Genomic DNA, 19,150 nt, shown 5'->3' on the forward strand with positions numbered 1-19,150 from the left:
ATGAAGTGCATACACCCAGAAAAGCGCCCTACATGTTCATGGCTGAAGTGTGTGAATGCAGGTACGCTCATAGGTGTCTGCACAGCAGCTTTACATGTGCTAAAGCAGCGGGCCTAATTTCTTCAAATGTTAAACCGTCCTGAATATAAAATGATACAAAGCCATGCATGGATAAAAACAGACTTTTCGGTACCCTCGAGCAATATTCCTCCGAATGCCCCTGACCACTCAATTCTTGACGGATCATGGACGCAAATAGTTCCACACAACGGTTTTGCTCTGTGCGACAGTATGCAAATAGTTCTTCATCGTGCATCATGAACATAATTTCGTATTGATATGGATTTTCCAAACCAAAACGGATAAATTCCAGCATCAAGTACTCCAACCTGCTCAAGCCATCATCAGGCGTACCTGTTGCTGCTTGCAGTAGAATCCCACGCAATGTATTAAAATCTTCAATTACAATGGCATAGAACAGTTCAGCCTTCTCTTTAAAATGATAATATAACGAACCATGACTGTAACCCAGATGCTGGCCAATGCTGCGCATTGAAATCGCACGGTAGCCCTTGGTAATAAACAAGTGCCTGGCCGCTTCCAGAATCCGCCCTCTTGACAACTCCTGTTCTACTGCTCTTCTAGCCATATTATTTATTCCCCTTCAATAAAGTAAAGCTGCTCTCCCTCCGACACAAGCGATTGCCCCTGCGTCAAGTCTGTTATCCAGTTGCTGAAGGATTCCGCATCACCAGCCAGCGGCAGACAGGTTAAGGTAACTTTATCCGTAAACATTGTTTCTCCAGTGCGGATGCTGCGATTGCGTAATTCATTTTCCACTTTGCCCAACCAGGTATAATCCAATTCTACAAAAACTTCGCGATGCAGCACACGTGTGATTGCATCTCCTGCCTCGATTGCTGCAACAGCACCATCTGAATACGCGCGAATCAGACCGCCTGCTCCCAACAAAATCCCACCAAAGTAACGGGTAACAACAATAGCGACATTTTTTAGCTTCTGGTTGCGGATCACCTCCAAAATAGGCTTTCCAGCCGTACCACTCGGTTCTCCGTCATCCGATTGCTTTTGGATTTCGTCTCTTTCGCCAATCATGTAAGCAGAACAATTATGGGTAGCGTTCCAATGCTCTTTTTTGATGCGCTCTATGAAAGCAACTGCTTCTTCCTCAGTTTGAACAGGCTGAATATGGCCGATAAAACGGGATTTTCGGATCACAATTTCCTTGTTGCCGGCACCGCGTACGGTTCGGTATTGTTCCAACATACACGTATAACCTTCCTTACTTCATTTTACAAGAAAGCAGTCCCCCGCTTCTGGCAGCTGGTGAACTGCTTTCCTGTACTTTAATTGATGCTATACACTATAACACTTCTGACCGAAATCCTGTTTCGCATCAGAGATTACAGCACTCTTATTCAGACAATCTCGCTTCAAGCTCAGCTTTTTCTTTTTCGAAGCCTGGTTTGCCGAGCAGCGCAAACATGTTCTTCTTGTAAGCTTCTACGCCCGGTTGATCGAACGGATTTACACCCAACAGGTAGCCGCTGATGCCGCAAGCTTTTTCGAAGAAATAAGCAAGATAGCCGAAAGAGTAAGGGCTTAAGTCAGGAATATTTACAATCAAGTTCGGTACTTGTCCGTCTGTGTGAGCCAGCAATGTACCTTGGAATGCTTTTTTGTTTACAAAATCCACAGTTTTGCCTGCCAGGAAATTCAGTCCGTCCAGATCATCCTCATCTGCTTCGATGGTGATGTGACTTGGTACATTTTCTACTTGGATTACCGTTTCGAAAATGTTGCGGCTGCCTTCCTGAATGAATTGTCCCATGGAATGCAGGTCTGTCGAGAAATCAACAGAAGCAGGATAAATGCCTTTGTAATCCTTGCCTTCGCTTTCTCCGTACAACTGTTTCCACCACTCAGATACAAAATGAAGAGACGGCTCATAGTTTACGAGAATTTCAATTGCTTTACCTTTGCGGTACAAAGCGTTACGAACGGCTGCATATTGATAAGCTTCGTTCTCAGCTACATTCGGGTTGCTGTACTCTTTGGAAGCGTCTGCCGCCCCCTGCATCATTTCCTCGATGTTAATGCCTGCAGTAGCAATCGGCAACAAGCCTACTGCTGTCAGCACGGAGTAACGACCACCCACATCATCAGGAATAATGAAGGATTCGTAGCCTTCTTCGTTAGCCAGTTTTTTCAAAGCGCCACGTTCTTTATCCGTCGTTGCATAAATACGCTTGCGCGCTTCTTCTTTACCGTATTTTTTCTCCAGAGCTGCACGGAATACGCGGAATGCGATCGCTGGCTCTGTTGTCGTACCTGATTTGGAAATGACGTTCACAGAGAAGTCTTTACCTTCAATCAGTTCCAACAGATGATTCACATATGTAGAGCTGATGTTATTACCAGCAAAATAGATAGCTGGACCCTTGCGTTGATCTTTAGGCAGCGCATTGTAGAAAGAATGCGACAGCATTTCGATCGCAGCACGTGCTCCAAGGTAAGAACCACCGATACCGATTACGATCAATACTTCGGAATCGCTTTGAATTTTAGCAGCAGCCTTTTGGATGCGCGCAAACTCTTCTTTATCATAATTGGTAGGCAGGTCAATCCAACCCAAGAAATCGGACCCTACACCTGTTTGGTTGTGCAGTTGCTCATGAGCCAGCTTGATGGGCTCTGCAAAATAATCAATTTCGTGCTGACCTACAAAGGAGAGCGCTTTAGTGTAATCAAAATTAACTTTTTTAGACATGTTTGGAACCTCCTGTTTGGTATTACTAAGACCATGAATACGAACATAAGGACTTAGGAATAGGATACTTTAATTTGCGGGGCCTGACAAGCTTGCGTTACCTGTATATCCTGTGCTTGACAGCCCCTCCTGTAGATAGGGTAGCATGCCCATGCTACAATTAACTGAGATCAACCTGTTTTATATTCATTTCAAGCCGAACTCGCAATCTGCATCGGACGGCAACTTCCAACAAGAAAGGTGATTAGCAATGAAAAACATCGGATTTATCGGACTGGGCACCATGGGCGCCCCGATGGCATCCAATCTGCTAAAGCAGGGATTCGGAGTCACAGTTTATAATCGTACCGCTTCGCGCTGCGAACCACTGGCAGAGCAAGGCGCACGTAAAGCTTCAACTCCTCGTGAAGCAGCTGAAGGTCAGCACTTGATCATTACCATGGTCAGCGATGATCACTCTATTCGCGACATCTATTACGGCGAAGAGGGAGTGTTTGCCGGACTTACGGCTGGCATGACCGTGATGGACAACAGTACGATTTCACCTGAACTGGTCAAGCAACTGGCCGCCGAAGCGGACAAGCTGGGCTGCTCTTTCATTGATGCACCCGTAACAGGCAGTAAGCCTGCTGCTGTAGACGGTACACTTGTGTTCATGGTTGGCGGTAATGCAGAAGCCATTGCGGCACAATCAGATGTTTTTGATACCCTGGGCAAAAAGGTACTTCATATGGGACCTAATGGCAGCGGGGCCGTAGCCAAGCTCGCTCATAATACGATGGTGGGTATTCATAACCTCGCTCTGGCTGAAGGCTTTGCTATCGCAGCTAAATCCGGCATCCCGGCAGACAGCTTCCTTGAATTAGTACAACTCGGATCGGCAGGCAGCAAGGCCGCTGACCTGAAAGGGCGCAAAATCATTGAACATGATTTTAGCAACCAGTTCTCACTCGCCTTGATGCTTAAGGACTTGAAACTTGCTTCCTCACTAACAGACAGCCTGTCCATCCCTGCACCTATGTTATCCATTGCCAAAAGCCTGTTTCAAGCCGGGCAAACACAAGGCTACGGCGATGAAGACCTATCCGCTGTCGTGAAGACATACGAAGCATGGATTGGCCACACCATTGGTGGTCAACCTCTCGAATAAGCTGCACTTTTCTTTGTAACCATACGGCTGTGCTTGTGTACATATGGCATAGCTTTAGGGTAAGCACACTTGGCTTGAAGGCTGAGTGTGCTTACCCTTTTTAGCTTATTATTCGGGATAAGAACAGCAATAATCAGTTACACTTCGTACTTCCAGCTTGAATGAAGACTTTGCAGGTACGTGAAAGGTTGCCGTCCCTTGTATTTCTAGCCATTCCTCAGTACCTGGAAGCAACACTCTCAAATCCCCTGCCAAAATCTCCATGATCTCACGGGAATCCGTGCCGAACTCATACGTTCCTGGCAGCATAATACCCAGTGTAACCTTACTGCCGTCACCCAGGATGACTGTACGGCTTGTAACCTGACCATCGTAATAAACGTTTGCTTTTTTAACTACGCTTACTCCATCGAACTGTGTCATTCGTTATCCCCTCATCTGCTCTCAATGGTTAAATGAATATTGGTGCATCATAACATAGATTTGATTTCAGCTTCAGTATGAAAATACACACTGTATCACCGTATCCTATACATTGGAATTCAATAGTGATTTCATTCAAAGCATCAACTGTATGAAACAAACAGCCGTAAGCCTTTCTCAGGTTACGACTGTCTGTTTTAGATGCTCAGTGTTTTATTTCAACAAAGCTTTCACACGGCTAACAACATTCTCTACTGTAAAGCCGTATTCCTTAATCACACGGTCGCCAGGTGCGGATGCGCCGAATGTGCTGATACCGAGAATGTCGCCTTGGTCGCCAACATATTTTTCCCAGCCCAGTGGATACGCCATTTCTACAGCCAAACGAGCTTTCACTTCTGGCAGCAGAACGGAATCTTTGTATGCTTTGTCTTGTTTTTCGAACAGATCCCAGCTTGGGAAGCTGATAACACGTACTTGAATACCTTGTTCTGCCAGTGCTTCCTGAGCTTTAACAGCCAATTGCACTTCGGAGCCTGTAGCCAGAATTTGAGCAACCGGTTTGCCGTCTGTTGCATCTGCAACCACATAAGCACCGCGTTTGATACCTTCGCGTGCATGCTCAGCACTAGCAGCCAGGATTGGCAGGTTTTGACGAGTCAATACCAGAGCAACCGGGTTTTTCTTGTTTTCCAATGTATAAGCCCAAGCAGCAGAAGTTTCATTACCGTCCGCCGGACGAATTACTGTCAAATTCGGGATAATACGCAGGGAAGCCAATTGTTCGATCGGTTCATGAGTCGGACCATCTTCACCTACAGCAATACTGTCGTGAGTCAGAACGTAGGTTACAGGCAATCCCATCAGAGCTGCCAGACGAACGGCTGGACGCAGATAGTCTGTAAATACGAAGAATGTACCGCCGAATACTTTTACACCTTGGTGCAACGCCATACCGTTCATCGCAGCAGCCATACCAAATTCGCGGATACCGAAATAAATGTTACGGCCGGCGTAGTCTTCTGGCGTAAAGTTCGTCAGGTTGTTCAAATGTGTCATCGTGGAGCTCTCCAGATCGGCAGATCCGCCTGTCAGGAAAGGTACGTTTGGAGCCAATCCGTTCAGAGCATTACCAGAAGCTACACGAGTCGAAACGGCTTTGTCTCCAGTCGTGTATTTCGGAAGATCACGATCCCATCCTTCTGGAAGATCGCCGTTTACAGCTGTTTCGAACTGAGCTGCCAAATCAGGGTGAGCTGCTTTGTATTTCGCGAACTGTTCATCCCATGCTTTGTTCGCCGCGATACCGCGCTCTTTTACTTTAGCAAAATGCTCGCGAACCTCTTGTGGTACGTGGAAGTCCTCTTCGTATACCCATTTATAGAATTCTTTAGTCAGCTTGGCTTCTTCTGATCCCAGCGGGGAACCATGAGTACCACCGTGTCCGCCTTTACCTTGTTTGTTCGGGCTTCCGTAGCCGATAACTGTTTTCACTTCAATCAGCGTAGGGCGTGTCGAGTCGCCTTGCGCTTCTTCGATGGCTTTTTGGATGGCCGGAAGATCGTTACCATCTTCTACGCGCAGTACTTGCCAGTTGTAAGCTTCAAAACGCTTGGCAACACTCTCGGAAGAGGACAGATTAAGCTTGCCGTCCAGTGTAATATCATTGGAATCAAACAATACAATCAGCTTGCCCAGCTGTAAGCGACCAGCCAACGAAGCAGCCTCGTGAGAAATACCCTCCATCAGATCGCCATCGCCGCAGATTGCATACGTGAAGTGATCTACAACTTTAAATTCGTCTTTATTATATGTTGCACCCAGTTGAGCTTCAGCCATTGCCATACCTACGGACATTGCGAGACCTTGTCCCAGAGGTCCAGTTGTAGCATCTACACCAGCAGTGTGCCCAAACTCAGGGTGGCCCGGTGTAAGGCTGCCCCATTGACGGAATTGTTTCAGTTCTTCCATAGGAAGATCATAGCCGCTCAGGTGTAGAAGGCTGTATAGCAACATGGAACCATGTCCTGCGGACAATACAAAACGGTCACGGTTAACCCACGTAGGTTGATCCGGATTATGATTCATCGTTTTAGCAAAAAGTTGGTATCCCATCGGCGCGGAGCCCATCGGCATACCAGGATGTCCCGAGTTTGCTTTCTCGATGGCGTCAATTGCCAACGTACGAATAGTTGTGATGGACAAATTGTCGATCGTGGAGTTTTCATCCTTTTGAATCGCTTGATTCTGGTCAGTCATGGTTTGCCTCCTCATATTGTATAAAGTATGTCAATTGCATTCGGTCATACTCTCCAACACCACCGTCCGATATAGAAACGATGTCTATTGAAGTGAGTGAATCTGCTTGAATGTTTCAATATGACTTATACATTCTTAAGTATTGTACCATTTGCCGTGAAAGTTTGCCAGATCGTTTATAAAGATGATTGTGGAAATGTTGTACCGAGTCCTCATATAAATATACCCGTAATGTATTAACCTCATTTAAAAAATTATAAAATCAAAAAAAATATTATGTACTGACCGTTTATAAGGCAAATAACTCACATAAAAAAACAAAGCCCGTTATGCGACGGACTTTGTTCAACAAAAAATATATACTCACAAAATTTTTTCTAAAATTTTAGGATTAGTTAAATACGACCGTTTTGTTCTCATGAACCAGAATACGGTCCTCTGCATGCCACTTCACGGCTCTTGCCAAAACGACCCGCTCTATGGTGCGACCGATCCGTTTTAGCTCATTTACATCATCTCCGTGACTTACACGCTGCACGTCCTGCTCAATGATCGGGCCGCCGTCCAATTCTTCAGTTACATAATGCGCAGTAGCACCAATAATTTTCACACCGCGATTATAGGCTTGGGCATATGGCTTCCCACCCACGAATGCGGGCAGAAAGGAATGATGGATATTGATAATCCGGTTGCGATAATGCTCAATAAACTTAGGCGAAATAATCTGCATGTAACGGGCCAAAATGATAACGTCAATGTCTTCGCCAATGACTTCTAGTTGACGGCGCTCTGCCTCCGGTTTGGTATCGGCTGTTACCGGAATATGGTGATACGGGATGCCAAATGATTCCACATACTCCTTCATATCCGGATGATTACTAATTACCAATGAAATATCCGCGTCCAGATCTCCTGCCTGCCATTGCCACAGCAGTTCTACCAAACAGTGATCTTCTTTGGAAACGAAAATAGCCAGTTTTTTCTTGCGGCTGACCGCAGAAATCGTCCACTCCATACGGAATTGCTCAGCAACAGCGGCAAAATCCTGCTCCAACTGTGGCTGGGTTGCACTCAAATTCGGCAGATCAAATTCAATCCGCATAAAAAACATACCGCCGGACGGGTCCATTGTATATTGGTCAGATTGAACGATATTGGCCCCATGCTCATACAAAAAACGGGACACGGCCGCTACAATACCTGGTCCGTCTGGACAAGATACAAGCATACGCGCGCGGTTTTCATGGGCTGATAGAGTGCTATTCGGCTGATGTTTTACGTGAATTTCCATGTGGCTATTAATCCCCCTTAGCTTATACCGTCACTGGCAAATGACTGCCGGCAAACCAGGCAATCAACCGTTGATTAATGTGTTCTTCGCTCAATTCTGGAAATAGTGCTGCTTCCGTTATCATGTCATACAGACGCTCCAACGGCTCACGTGGATCGGCTTTTCTTGCTTTGGCATCATTTTTCAGCAGAGCCCAGGTGTCCAGCACAAATTTACGGACATCCACATCCTGTTTTTTGAAAAACGAATGCAATTGCTCTACCTGACCCAAAAACTCATCCCCAAAGCGCTCCTTTACATTTCCGCGAAGCAGGGCAATTTCAACCTCATACATCGGACGCTGAGTTTTGGCTTCCTTCCCAATCCATGGCGTCTCCAAAATAAACGGACGTCCTTGAAGTGCTTCATGATGCACCACATTATGAATAGTCTGATAGCCAATCCAGCCTGATCCGATCGGAGTATGTCGGTCTTTATGAGCGCCAACTGGATTTTTACTGTCATTAATGTGAACAACTGCGATGCGATTCAAGCCGACAATCCGGTCGAATTGCTCTAATACACCGTCCAGATCATTTACGATATCATAACCCGCATCGTGAATGTGACAGGTGTCCATACAAACTGTAAGACGCTCGTTATGCTCTACTTTATCTATAATGGAGGCAATCTCCTCAAAGCTACGACCCATTTCCGTTCCTTTGCCTGCCATCGTTTCAAGCGCAATGTTAACATCTGTCTCCTTCACGCCGTTTAGTACCTCGTTCAAACCATCAGCAATACGCCGAATTCCGTATTCTGCATCCTTATCGGTAAAAGCGCCTGGATGTAGCACGATATTTTTCACACCAATCGCGTGTGTGCGTCGAATTTCCTCCTGAAGAAAGCTGACCGCAAGCTCATAGGTATTTTCTTTGTAAGAGCCAAGGTTGATGATATACGGGGCATGCACCACGATATCTTCCATTCCCTTCTCAGCCATTAACTGCTTGCCTTCCTCCAAATACATGGACTCCATCGGCTTACGGCGCGTGTTTTGCGGTGCCCCCGTGTATATCATAAAGGAGCTGGACCCGTAAGAAGACGCTTCTTTTGTAGCGCTGAGCAGACCCTTGTCCGAGAAGGACACATGAGAACCAATTTTCAGCATGATCCTGATTCATCCCCTTATCCTGTTATGCTTGTCTTATTTTAATTTAATCATTTTAACGTGATTATTGAAATCAAACAACATAGCTTTTATGGCAGCTTTCTTAAATGACTCTATTAAGGGAACACGTAGACAGAATATATGTTAGTCAAAGAGGGTAAATAAAATCACGGATTGACACCCTTAACCGTATAAAGGTACATTCATATGAAGTTTTTTTCTCGAAAAGGGTTATATTCTATAACAGATGTATTTTTTTGTGAATCGGAAGGAGAGCTGGCTCCATGAACATCATCGTATGTGGAGGAACTGGATTGGTGGGGAGTGCACTGGTCAAAAGCTTGCTAGACGACGGATACACCGTGAAAGTCGTTACCCGCAAGCCACTGGTAGGACACGAAGCGAGCCCCCGTTTGCAATATATGAGTTGGAACGAATTAAAACAAAAGCCTGAAGTACTGGAAGGCACCGATGCGGTCGTTAATTTAGCAGGCGAAACGCTGAATCAGCGCTGGACGGATAAGTCCAAACAAAGAATTCTTCAATCTCGACTGCTATCTGTTGCACGGTTGGCTCAAGCATTGAATGCTCTACAAAAAAAGCCGAAAGTTATCATTCAGGCTTCGGCTGTTGCCGCCTATGGTACTTCCCTGACCGAAACATTCGATGAAACGAGCCCACGTCGTTCGGGAGATTTTCTGTCTCAGGTGGTTGAGCAATGGGAGGAAGCCGCCAATGCCTACCCTTCTGATGCCCGTTTAATTAAGTTACGCATTAGCCTTGTGCTGGACAGAAAAAAAGGGGCATTCCCCCTCATGAAGATGCCTTATAGCTTCGGATTCGGCGGCAAAATAGGCAGTGGCCATCAATGGATGAGCTGGATTCATATTGAAGATATCGTTCGTCTGATCACGTACTGCATCCATACGACGGAAATCGTCGGGGCAGTGAATGCTTCATCACCACATCCCTTGACGAACGACCAGTTTGGGAGGACAGTAGCTACGGTATATCACCGTCCGCACTGGTTTCCCGTCCCCAGCATTCTCGTTTCAAAGCTAGTTGGTGAGATGAGTACGCTTGTATTGGATGGTCAAAAGGTACTACCGCGCAAAGCGCTGGAGCACGGATTTAAGTTTAACTATCCTTCACTTAAGGACGCTCTTGAGGAACTCCATTCTTCCCAAAAACAGCATTGAATCTAAAAAGAGGAACTCCAGGCTGGTAGGTAGTGTCACTGCCAGCTTAGGGTTCTTTTTTTAGTCCGACACAATCTCTCAAGCAGACTGCAAGTTTTTAAGATGCTCATTTTATTCCTATGAATAGCCCCTATTACAAAGAAAGAAGCCCTGAACATAACAGGCCTCTTCTTGACATATATCCATATAACCTTTATTTATGATGCATTGGAGGATTTAAAAGAGTCCAACCGATAAGTATAAGATACCCCGGCGATTTTAAAAGTGTCTCCATCCTTCATTGTGTACTCCTTATAAGGCACCATAGGCTCTCCATTCAGAACAGTTCCGTTCGTCGAGGATAAATCCTTAACAATGTGGCTATGTTCTCCTGTAACTATACAAAGCTCAATATGAGAACGGGAGGCTCCATCCGTATGCTCCACAAACTGGACCAGTTGCGGGTCTCTCCCGATGATAAAGCTGCCTGCAACGAATTGGTCTGGCTGCAACCGGATGCGCTCGGTCCCTCCACTACCTGGTGGCTTGCGATCCAGGCAAGCAATCGGTGGTTGCTGAACAGGTGAAATCTGTATCTCTTGATCTGGACGAAGCAGCATCGTTTCCTGCTTAGATGCAGCATTTAGCAGCTCCGTTACCCCGGAGAGAGACTTATAATAAGCCTCACTGGTATCACTGGCTTCCAATTCATTTCCCCGCTCCGCACCTTTCCACGATGGCTCATGTAAGTCATAATTTGCTGAAGTTTTCTCCCTGTCTTCGGTAACTCGGTCTCCCACGCTTTTAGATTCTGAGTTTGGAAAAGTCCATCTCCAGCTCTCCTGCCCTTGATCACTCAAATCGGAAGATCGCTTGTCTTGATGATGCTGTCCCGCTACAAATCCGGTCAGTTTATCTACCTGATAACGATCATTTTTCCGCTGCGCTGGGGAAGAAGTAGTTCCTAACCATTCCGAATCCAATACAGGTACTGAATCGCTGTACATATGAGATGAAGTTCTATTGCGCTCCCATTTCCCCGTCCAGCTTATATAAGCAACGGCGGCAAGTACCAAGGTAAGCACCACGGAAATGATTAACGGTACCGTTTCTGGATGATCCAGATAAATATAACGCCACACGATAGCCGAAGCGAGCAGACATCCAAGAGCAATGTACGTTTTATATTTTTGCAATCCAGGCTCCACATCTTCTACTTCGTTTTCTGTTACAAGCTCAGAATTCTCCTCTGGTTTCATGGACGGTTTGAGCCGATTGATCCGTTTAAGCTCCTGAATCTCCTGCAGAGTCTCCCGATGCTCTTGCCCGTATGTTCCGCCACGATCAGTATAGTTCCCCTGTGAGGTATGAGCAGATATGATAGGGTCGGCTGATGAAAAAGCTCGCCCCTCCATACTTTCTCCCTGCACGCTAGCACTCTCTGTACCGGCCTTCATTCCTTGTAATAACAGTTCCTTTAGCAATCCCAATTCAAATTCATTTCTATCACACAGATCCAGTATGCGTTGTATATATTCTCCCTGAAAGTGGGCCACACGAGTCATTAAACGAATAACCATCTGCTTAAATTGACTGCCTGTTTGCCCTGCATACTGTACACTGCGTAAAGGAACATAGGTTAAACTGGCGGTTTCCCTAGTACCTGAACCACTTAGAAAAATATAATCCTCATGCAAAATAAACTGGCGGATATCTAACATATATTGCGGGCTACGATGGAGGGCATCTGCCACTTCAAAAAGAATCCGGTAGAAATCAGAAGTCGACACGCTCCCACCTTTCCATAACTGGGAAAGCATGCGTTGCCCCGAAATGTCGTAATGTAACTCAATCTGAAAATCGACTTCCTTTATTCTAAGTTCCAGCAGACCGGGAATCCGATTACCAGTCATCATTCCGGTCTGTACGGAATTTAAATCATCGGTCTTGAGCCCGTCTTCCTTGTTTAGAATCATAAATGTCCCGCCGTTCCGGGCAAAATCCCTGCTTAAACCCAACAATTCATGACCTCCTTAACAATTTCCTATCTCCGTGAGGTAGCATGATCTCCCCCAGCGGACATGTCATGGCAAGAAGTAAAGATAAGCACTGATCGCTCCCGGAATGACTGCCGTCATAAAAGGAAACCTGAGGTGCGCTTCATTTCCACTGGTCAGCGCTTTGCCGCTGCGAAATAGAAAAAATCCTCCTAAATTAAAAGCCACGCGCCGCAGTCTCATGATCGTTTCCCTCTTCCATAGCAAAATCCCTATGCCAATAATACCTGCAAAAAAAATCGAATATAAAGCTGACTGCCATGCAAAAGCGGCACCTGTCCATGCTCCAATCAAGCCGAACAGCTTTACATCTCCTGCACCAACAGCTCCCATCCAGTACAAAATCAGCATGAACCCAAATCCGGTACCTAGTCCAGCAACAGCAAATAAAAAACCGTGCCACCCTCCAAGCAGAGTATTGAACACCAAGCCTACCACTATGCCGGGCAATGTAAGCTTATTAGGGATTTTCATGCTACGTAAATCCGTAACTAACGCAATCGCGAGCAGAACTCCGCATACAATATACATCCACATCAATGCGATCTTCCCCCTTTATAAAATAGAACTAGCAGACTACCAAATCACTTTCCATCGTAGTTATTCCTGTCCGTCTATGTCGAGTCGATCCTATCTATCCATCAGCTGGCTTTTCCACGGTAAACGGAACTTCTATACGTTGACCGTCCTCCGTTTCAATCACAAAGCTCCATTGACCAGGTGTTGTGTTCGTTCCCACAAACCAGTTCCATTCAATAATCCCGTCCGCATTGGCAGAGGTCCAGCCCAAATGCTGGGCCGTGCTTTGACCCGACTTATAAAGTACAGAAAGATTAGCAGTCGTCCCAGGCTCAACCTTGGCCTTGATCAAATTGTACACACCCTTCACAGCAGGTTCAGGCTTGACGAGCAACTGTATGGAATGCTGCGCATCCTTATCCGCTGTTGCCTCTCCTGTACCTGTCCCCTCCCCTGTGTTCCCAATCCAGAGACGTTCCTCTGCCGCCGCTTGAAGCACAATGCTGCGATACAGAAAGGGGACCTTCATCGGCAGTTCATACGATAGCTCTACTCTAAAATAAGGGTCCTTAGTTCCTGTAAGAGCAGGTACATGTACGCTCGTTATATGAATACGGTCATACTCCAGAATGCTTTCCTCCATAAGAGGCTTTAGCATCGGCTTCAGAACAGGATCGAGTGCAGCTTCCGTAAATCGCCCCCGCAGCTCCTCCATCGGCTTTTGACCGCCATGAACAGCGCTTTCTACCCAATCACCAATTGGAGGTGGCAACTGGGCAGCGAATTGGCTTGCATATTCACTCACAGATAACTTGGGCAGTTCATCCAGCGGTTCACGGACTGCATCTATTTTCGCGGACGCCGCCTCCACAGCTAGAGACACCGGGTAGATTTTAGTCGAAACCTGCTTAACCGCTTCTGAAGCGGTGGTCTGCAAGGCTGTGGATACCAGCGTCATCTGAACCATATAAATGAGAAAAATAATAAAAAACAGAAACATTGGCAACACGAGTGACGCTTCTAAAACAATACTTCCTTGTTCACGCCGCTCCTGCCCACAAACCTGCCGTAGATACTGATTAATAGGAAAAATGCGCTGTTTTCGTGACATAGTACACACTTCCCTTAATACTCTCGCCTTCTTTTGAGGCGGTCCCGAGCATCTTCATTACCCCAGGTAGAAACCACAGCCTCATCCCATTCTTGACCTCACCCGTTGCATACGTTTGCCGCTCAGCAGGATTGACATCTGTATTCAGGCGGATCAGAGCAAGCATACGGGACATTTTTCGTTCATTATTGCTATGGAGCATCAGGAACAATCGCAAATGATCTTTGTATGTCATTCGAAATTTTAGAAAATCAGACAATGGCACGTCCCCCTTTTGTGCCAGCATAATCATATCTTCTATCGCTTTTTCTACTCCATATAACAAAGCTGCCGCCAAAACGACCAGCGGATTACCTTTTGAGCTGTTTTTAACCAATCCCTCCATTGTTCGAATGGCAAGTCTCATAGCAAAAATTTCTCCATAGGCGGATGCCAGATTACCCGTCGGATTATGGAACCCATACAGGATGTACTCAACTTCCTGATTATTCACCTCCAGCTGATCTCCCAAAATCTGTGCAGCATTTCCCACATTTCCACCCGATCCGGCCAAACTGCCAAAACGGCTAAAATCCACATGATGGAAGTAAGAAAGCGCGTATTCATTCTGGTAAAACTCGTCTCCCAGTTGAGTCAGTAAATTGGATGCCGACCCGTATAGACCATCCATACTATCCATGGAAGCTCCCGCTGCATCATAGGTGTCATAGGACAAATCAGCGGATACAGATGGACTGGATGTAGACTGGTTAAACGAAATACTTTCATTGTAATACCGCTCCAGATTTCGGAATTGTTCTGCACTTTGTTTACCTTTGGAAAGAACCTCAATGATCCGATAGGCTTGTTTGAGCTTGTTTTTCGCCTCTTTTTCCATTTTCTTGCGTTCTTTGTCCGGTCCACGTCGCGTATCCATCATTTTGGCTTCACCGTCGAGTACATTGGCAGGTCCCGTCCAAGCATACGCACTCAAGTATTTATCTATCTCTTTGAGCGTTGAAGCGACTTCTTGCTTGAGCATGTCTGCATTCAAAAATGGATCTGTATAAAAAGATAATGTACGCATCATACTCGTTATTCTATTGTTAGCAGTATTTATAGAAGTCCGTTGCTTTTCAATTTCTGCTTCCCATTGCTCAAATTCCTTGTCTGGAATCAACAAATCCTCTGCTTTTTGCCGTGCGCTTCCTACCGACGGATCTGCGCTGGAGCCTGCTCCGCTTGGAGTAGGCGCTGCTGAAACCTCATCGTAGCCTGCATTGGCCGCCCTCTGCTTATACTGGGCAATGACTTTGCGCATCTCTTCATTGATCTGCCGGGCCTCATTTAACGGTTCCTTGGCTTCCAGAAGCAGCTTATCATGTTCTTCTCCAGCCTGAGCCATGATCTGACGCAGGCGATCAAGCGCTGCCCTCGCTCTACGTGCATATTTTTCCATCTGCATGATTTTAACGTCGTCCACACTCTTCTTATTGTCTTCATATACATGTACGTAATGCTTATATTGAGCAGCAATATCGGCTACAACCTCAAGCGAGTCCCATATATACTGATTAGGCATATAGGTGCCCCTCTGTTTAATAATCCGCTTACGAACCTCTTCCATATAAGCTCCTGCCTTACGCTGCTTCTCCAGCATATCATCCAGTTTGGCCTCTCGTCTGTCGTACAGCTTTTGCAGCCGTTTCAGCAAATCTACCGTATGTGAAGCCTCTTTCATATTTTGAGAGAGCGGCTTTAGCTTTTCGAGCACTTCAAACGTAAAATCGACAGGTGCTTTATACTTCATCTCTTCACGGATCTGCTCGTTAAATATGGCATATTTACCAAGCTCCCTTTCCATTTTCAGGGAACTAGAATCCAGCTTCATGTTCATAAGCGGTAGCGTTTCTGCGCGTGCCGTACGCTGCGCGCTGTCATTGAGCACTTTGACCATAATTTGTTCTCCGCCGCCTTCGCCATAAGCAAACAAACCGTACTCCTGTTGTAATGTCGGATCATAAGCAGACATCACTGAACGAACTGCCGCATGGGTCAGCCGTTCGGTCTGCACATGCAGTGCAGCAATTCTCGCGTAATCAATAAATACAGCAATAAAACCGAACATGACCGCCAAAATCAGAATTAAAAAGACCGTGACAGCACCTGATTCCCCGTCCTTTGTATTGTGTCCCTTACCAAACACCCGCTTCCTCCTTTCCAGTTACATTCCTATTACTTACTTCTCACTGACCGTTTTGACCATATTGCATCAATACTTTCCCTACAACTGCCGAATCTACCTTTTCACCTGATCCTCTGCCCATAAACTTCGCACCATAATAACGGACCAACTCCACCGTACGAATCCATTCTACAGGTTCGACCACGCCAGAACTCATTTCCCCTTGCAAATCTGTCTGATCTAAAAACTGATTCAGCAAAGGTACCTTCACTATCTTATTTAACTTTGTGGTCACCTTACGGTGAATCATACTGTTCTCATATGTCATCTGCCCCTGCATGCCCGCAGGCATATTATTTTCTGCATTGGACAGCTTTTGAGCAGGTAACGAGCCTCCCCCATTGCCGTCCGGCACCTGTACACTTTCCTGATTGTTGGCTCCGGTCCAGCCAAACAGGGCTCCTAGCATAACATCATCCTTCAAGCGCCAATAGAGAGAATCCCGTTGCCCTTGTGTAAATGCTCCCGTACGCGGGTCCTTGAAGCTGTTATCCCAACTGTAAGCGGCCCTTTCCGAAGCAGTAGCAGCGACCTGCACCAATATAGATTTTTGATATATGTACAGGCAAAAAAATAACATCACAAAAATGACCAGCAGTAGAATGGGAAAGACGAGGGAAGCTTCCAAGGAGAAGCTCCCGTCCTCTTTTTGTGCCAATTTGCGCAGCATTATGAATCCATAAAATCGTTACTTTTTTTATCCGCCTTTTTCAAAAGCCCTTCTACAATTTTCTTGATCTGATCCTTGAAAATAATTGCCACCGCAATCAGAATGGCAATGATCAGGATCATTTCTAACGTACCCAGACCATCCTCATCCTTGTACAATTTACGAATACTGCCTGTTACTAATGTCATCATCGTTGTATTCCTCCTACATATTCATCATCATTAAAGCCGGAGCGCCCACCAGCACAATTACCGTTAGCAAAATCAGCGCCATCGGGAATACTAGCTTAGATGAAGCCTGCTCCCCCCTTGTGCGGCTAATTGAAGTCCGCTTGCCCCATAACGTCTGGGATAACTCACGTAAAGCCATCACGAAATCGCTCCCGCCGCGCCTCATATTCAACAAAACTGTCGTCGTAAATACCGTCATTTCCTGAATACCACAACGTTTGCTCAGGTGCTCAAATGCCTGTTGAAAGGAAAAACCACTTTCCCATTCCGCCACCGTCTGCCTCAGTTCTCGATACAACGGATGTTCCGTATCCGCCCCTTTACGTTCCACGCAATGTAGCAATGCCCGTTGTACCGTCTCACCTGCACCTACTAAAAGCATCATTTTACTCAACAGTTCAGGCAGTTCCATTAAAATTTGCTGATCCCGCTTCTGTACTTTCCCATGCAAATCCTTGATCAGCGCGATGGGTACCAGAATACCAAGTCCCAATCCGAGCACCAGCCCAGTCGCATCCCCGCCCAGCATAAGCGATATTAAAGCTCCACCAGCAGCCATCATATATCCGTAACCCAACATTTCTGCCAGAAAAAGCATCGTTTTTTCTCCGCTGTTGCGCATACCATACAGCTTCTGCACCGAACGCTGGAGCTTGAACATCAGCAAAGGCAGCCGGTGAGTAGCACGTGAAGCATGAATCATGCGTACAAATGGGACTGAAAGTCTTTGCATTCGCAGTCCCTCCAGCTTCATATGGCGAAAATGCGCATACTTAGCACTATGCATCTGGTTCAGCACCACCCAACCTCCCACTTGCAGAACCAGCATGACCAGACAAACCAACATCACCACACCCATCTCTCCTTACACTTCAATCTTCATAATGCGGTTGATCCACACAAGACACCCACCAAGCACCAATAAACAAAAGGTTGATAAAATCATACCTGTACCGCTGTATAAGGGCATCATGTAATCACCCGCCGTCATCGTCATAAACAATACAAACAAAAAAGGGGCCGCAAACATAACCCTCGATTCAAAACGTTTCTGCGCAATCATTACACCGATCTCCTGCTGAATTTCCAACTTCTCACCAATGACATTTGAAGCTCGTCGTACGACTTCTACCAGATCACCTCCGGTTCGTTTGCAAGCCGCAAATACGTCCGCAAAATTCGTAATATCCTCCATCTGCGCCCGACGGGCCAAATCCTGCAAAGCAGACTCTACAGGCTGTCCGATTTCAAGACAGGCGGTAATGATATTAAATTCAAAAATCAGGTCGTGATCTCCATCTGGACTAAGCAATCTCAAATCCTCTACAGCCTCACGAAAACCATTCTCCACCGACCTGCCCGCTGAAAGAGAAGACGATAGTGAATATAAAGCCTGCTTGAATTGGATGCTTAGAGCAGACCTGCGTCGTTGCAGCAAAAATTGCCTAAAATAACGAGGCGTCACCACAGCCCCGGCAGCGCACAGCAATGATAATATCCATTGGTGATAAAATAGATAGCCGATCATCGCAAACAGCACGCCACTAAACAATATGCACAGACTTTTTTGTACTGTCGATAATGTATATATCGTATAATCCGGCAGAGAAGGGACCTCACGTGATACTTGCTTGGCAGTCGTTTTTCCTGACTTCACGCTGATACTCCTCCCCTGTGCCAGCTTTCCGGATTGATCCCGGCCATTTGCAGCTTCAAAGTATGTTGCAGACCCTCGCCACAACGTTCCAGACCTCCCACGATTCGCCCCTTACTCTCTCCTCGTTCCTGAAAACGATAAAGGGGATTAAGCGTCACCTCACCATTTTCAAAACCAATCACTTCGCTAATTTCCAGCACTCGTCTGGATTTGTCGCGCATCCGTGACAGATGAACGAATATATCAATGGCCGAGCTGATCTGCTGCCGTACTACTCCAAGCGGAAGCTCTGCTCCTCCAAGCACCATCGTTTCCAGCCGGCTGACCATATCGCGGATATTATTTGCGTGGCCAGTTGACAACGATCCATCTAATATAATGTGGTATTGATTTTCTTGTGGATAAACTAAAAACGCCTGAACATTTGTCCAAGCGTCATG

Annotated in this window: 17 protein-coding genes and 1 pseudogene; 2 read left to right on the top strand and 16 right to left on the bottom strand. The window is 46.1% G+C overall.

The genetic code is table 11. From position 1 onward, the window contains the following. Nucleotides 1–67: 67 nt before the first annotated feature. The 3 genes from ACL9RM_RS18040 to ACL9RM_RS18050 form a co-directional block, all read right to left on the bottom strand. Nucleotides 68–649, bottom strand: coding sequence for a TetR/AcrR family transcriptional regulator (locus ACL9RM_RS18040; RefSeq protein WP_061829550.1), 582 nt, complete (start codon nt 647–649; stop codon nt 68–70). 5 nt (nt 650–654) lie between these two features. Next, nucleotides 655–1,287, bottom strand: a complete 633-nt coding sequence (locus tag ACL9RM_RS18045; RefSeq protein WP_029516377.1) for a YigZ family protein — start codon at nt 1,285–1,287, stop codon at nt 655–657. A gap of 148 nt (nt 1,288–1,435) precedes the next feature. Further along, nucleotides 1,436–2,791, bottom strand: coding sequence for a glucose-6-phosphate isomerase (locus ACL9RM_RS18050; RefSeq protein WP_061829551.1), 1,356 nt, complete (start codon nt 2,789–2,791; stop codon nt 1,436–1,438). Nucleotides 2,792–3,041: 250 nt separating this feature from the next. Here ACL9RM_RS18050 and ACL9RM_RS18055 point away from each other — a divergent pair, with 250 nt between their 5' ends. Continuing rightward, nucleotides 3,042–3,941 carry an NAD(P)-dependent oxidoreductase gene (locus tag ACL9RM_RS18055; protein WP_250267794.1) on the top strand — a complete coding sequence of 300 codons (900 nt, stop codon included), beginning with the start codon at nt 3,042–3,044 and terminating at the stop codon, nt 3,939–3,941. A gap of 108 nt (nt 3,942–4,049) precedes the next feature. On the opposite strand, the gene ACL9RM_RS18060 is transcribed toward ACL9RM_RS18055, so the two are convergent. The 4 genes from ACL9RM_RS18060 to ACL9RM_RS18075 all read right to left on the bottom strand — a co-directional run bounded on the left by ACL9RM_RS18060 (nt 4,050) and on the right by ACL9RM_RS18075 (nt 9,064). After that, entirely contained in the window at nt 4,050–4,364 is a 315-nt protein-coding gene (locus ACL9RM_RS18060; protein ID WP_013309288.1) for a pyrimidine/purine nucleoside phosphorylase, read from the bottom strand. A gap of 213 nt (nt 4,365–4,577) precedes the next feature. Beyond that, nucleotides 4,578–6,623, bottom strand: coding sequence for a transketolase (gene tkt, locus ACL9RM_RS18065; RefSeq protein ID WP_061829554.1), 2,046 nt, complete (start codon nt 6,621–6,623; stop codon nt 4,578–4,580). Between the two features lie 391 nt (nt 6,624–7,014). Next, on the bottom strand, nt 7,015–7,914 hold the full coding sequence (purU, locus tag ACL9RM_RS18070; protein ID WP_069291410.1) for a formyltetrahydrofolate deformylase: 900 nt from the start codon (nt 7,912–7,914) through the stop codon (nt 7,015–7,017). Between the two features lie 22 nt (nt 7,915–7,936). Beyond that, entirely contained in the window at nt 7,937–9,064 is a 1,128-nt protein-coding gene (locus ACL9RM_RS18075; protein WP_250267791.1) for a deoxyribonuclease IV, read from the bottom strand. A 284-nt stretch (nt 9,065–9,348) separates the two neighbouring features. Here ACL9RM_RS18075 and ACL9RM_RS18080 point away from each other — a divergent pair, with 284 nt between their 5' ends. Continuing rightward, complete coding sequence (locus ACL9RM_RS18080; protein WP_165176284.1) at nt 9,349–10,263, top strand: TIGR01777 family oxidoreductase; 915 nt, start codon at nt 9,349–9,351, stop codon at nt 10,261–10,263. 197 nt (nt 10,264–10,460) lie between these two features. On the opposite strand, the gene ACL9RM_RS18085 is transcribed toward ACL9RM_RS18080, so the two are convergent. The 9 genes and pseudogenes from ACL9RM_RS18085 to ACL9RM_RS18125 form a co-directional block, all read right to left on the bottom strand. Beyond that, nucleotides 10,461–12,263, bottom strand: a complete 1,803-nt coding sequence (locus ACL9RM_RS18085; RefSeq protein WP_323873147.1) for a DUF6382 domain-containing protein — start codon at nt 12,261–12,263, stop codon at nt 10,461–10,463. A 63-nt stretch (nt 12,264–12,326) separates the two neighbouring features. Further along, on the bottom strand, nt 12,327–12,839 hold the full coding sequence (locus tag ACL9RM_RS18090) for an A24 family peptidase (protein ID WP_250267787.1): 513 nt from the start codon (nt 12,837–12,839) through the stop codon (nt 12,327–12,329). 94 nt (nt 12,840–12,933) lie between these two features. Then, a complete protein-coding gene (locus tag ACL9RM_RS18095) occupies nt 12,934–13,929 on the bottom strand; it encodes a TadE/TadG family type IV pilus assembly protein (protein WP_250267785.1) in 996 nt (331 codons plus the stop codon). Then, the gene (locus tag ACL9RM_RS18100) at nt 13,898–16,114 is read right to left on the bottom strand and encodes a DUF5702 domain-containing protein (protein WP_250267783.1); all 2,217 of its coding nucleotides are present in this window, start codon (nt 16,112–16,114) and stop codon (nt 13,898–13,900) included. Before ACL9RM_RS18100 ends, ACL9RM_RS18095 begins: the two co-directional genes overlap by 32 nt. A 40-nt stretch (nt 16,115–16,154) precedes the next feature. After that, nucleotides 16,155–16,823 carry a TadE family protein gene (locus ACL9RM_RS18105; protein WP_250267782.1) on the bottom strand — a complete coding sequence of 223 codons (669 nt, stop codon included), beginning with the start codon at nt 16,821–16,823 and terminating at the stop codon, nt 16,155–16,157. Next, nucleotides 16,823–17,014: a Flp1 family type IVb pilin gene (locus ACL9RM_RS18110; RefSeq protein WP_013309278.1), complete on the bottom strand. Its 192-nt coding sequence runs from the start codon at nt 17,012–17,014 to the stop codon at nt 16,823–16,825. Before ACL9RM_RS18110 ends, ACL9RM_RS18105 begins: the two co-directional genes overlap by 1 nt. A 13-nt stretch (nt 17,015–17,027) precedes the next feature. Then, the gene (locus ACL9RM_RS18115) at nt 17,028–17,912 is read right to left on the bottom strand and encodes a type II secretion system F family protein (protein WP_250267780.1); all 885 of its coding nucleotides are present in this window, start codon (nt 17,910–17,912) and stop codon (nt 17,028–17,030) included. A gap of 6 nt (nt 17,913–17,918) precedes the next feature. Further along, nucleotides 17,919–18,710, bottom strand: coding sequence for a type II secretion system F family protein (locus ACL9RM_RS18120; protein WP_250267779.1), 792 nt, complete (start codon nt 18,708–18,710; stop codon nt 17,919–17,921). Further along, nucleotides 18,707–19,150: pseudogene (locus ACL9RM_RS18125) on the bottom strand (hypothetical protein); the annotation flags it as partial. The gene ACL9RM_RS18120 and the pseudogene ACL9RM_RS18125, both read right to left, overlap by 4 nt.

It is taken from the genome of Paenibacillus sp. S29, assembly GCF_049319765.1.
Taxonomy (GTDB): Bacteria; Bacillota; Bacilli; order Paenibacillales; family Paenibacillaceae; genus Paenibacillus; species Paenibacillus polymyxa_B.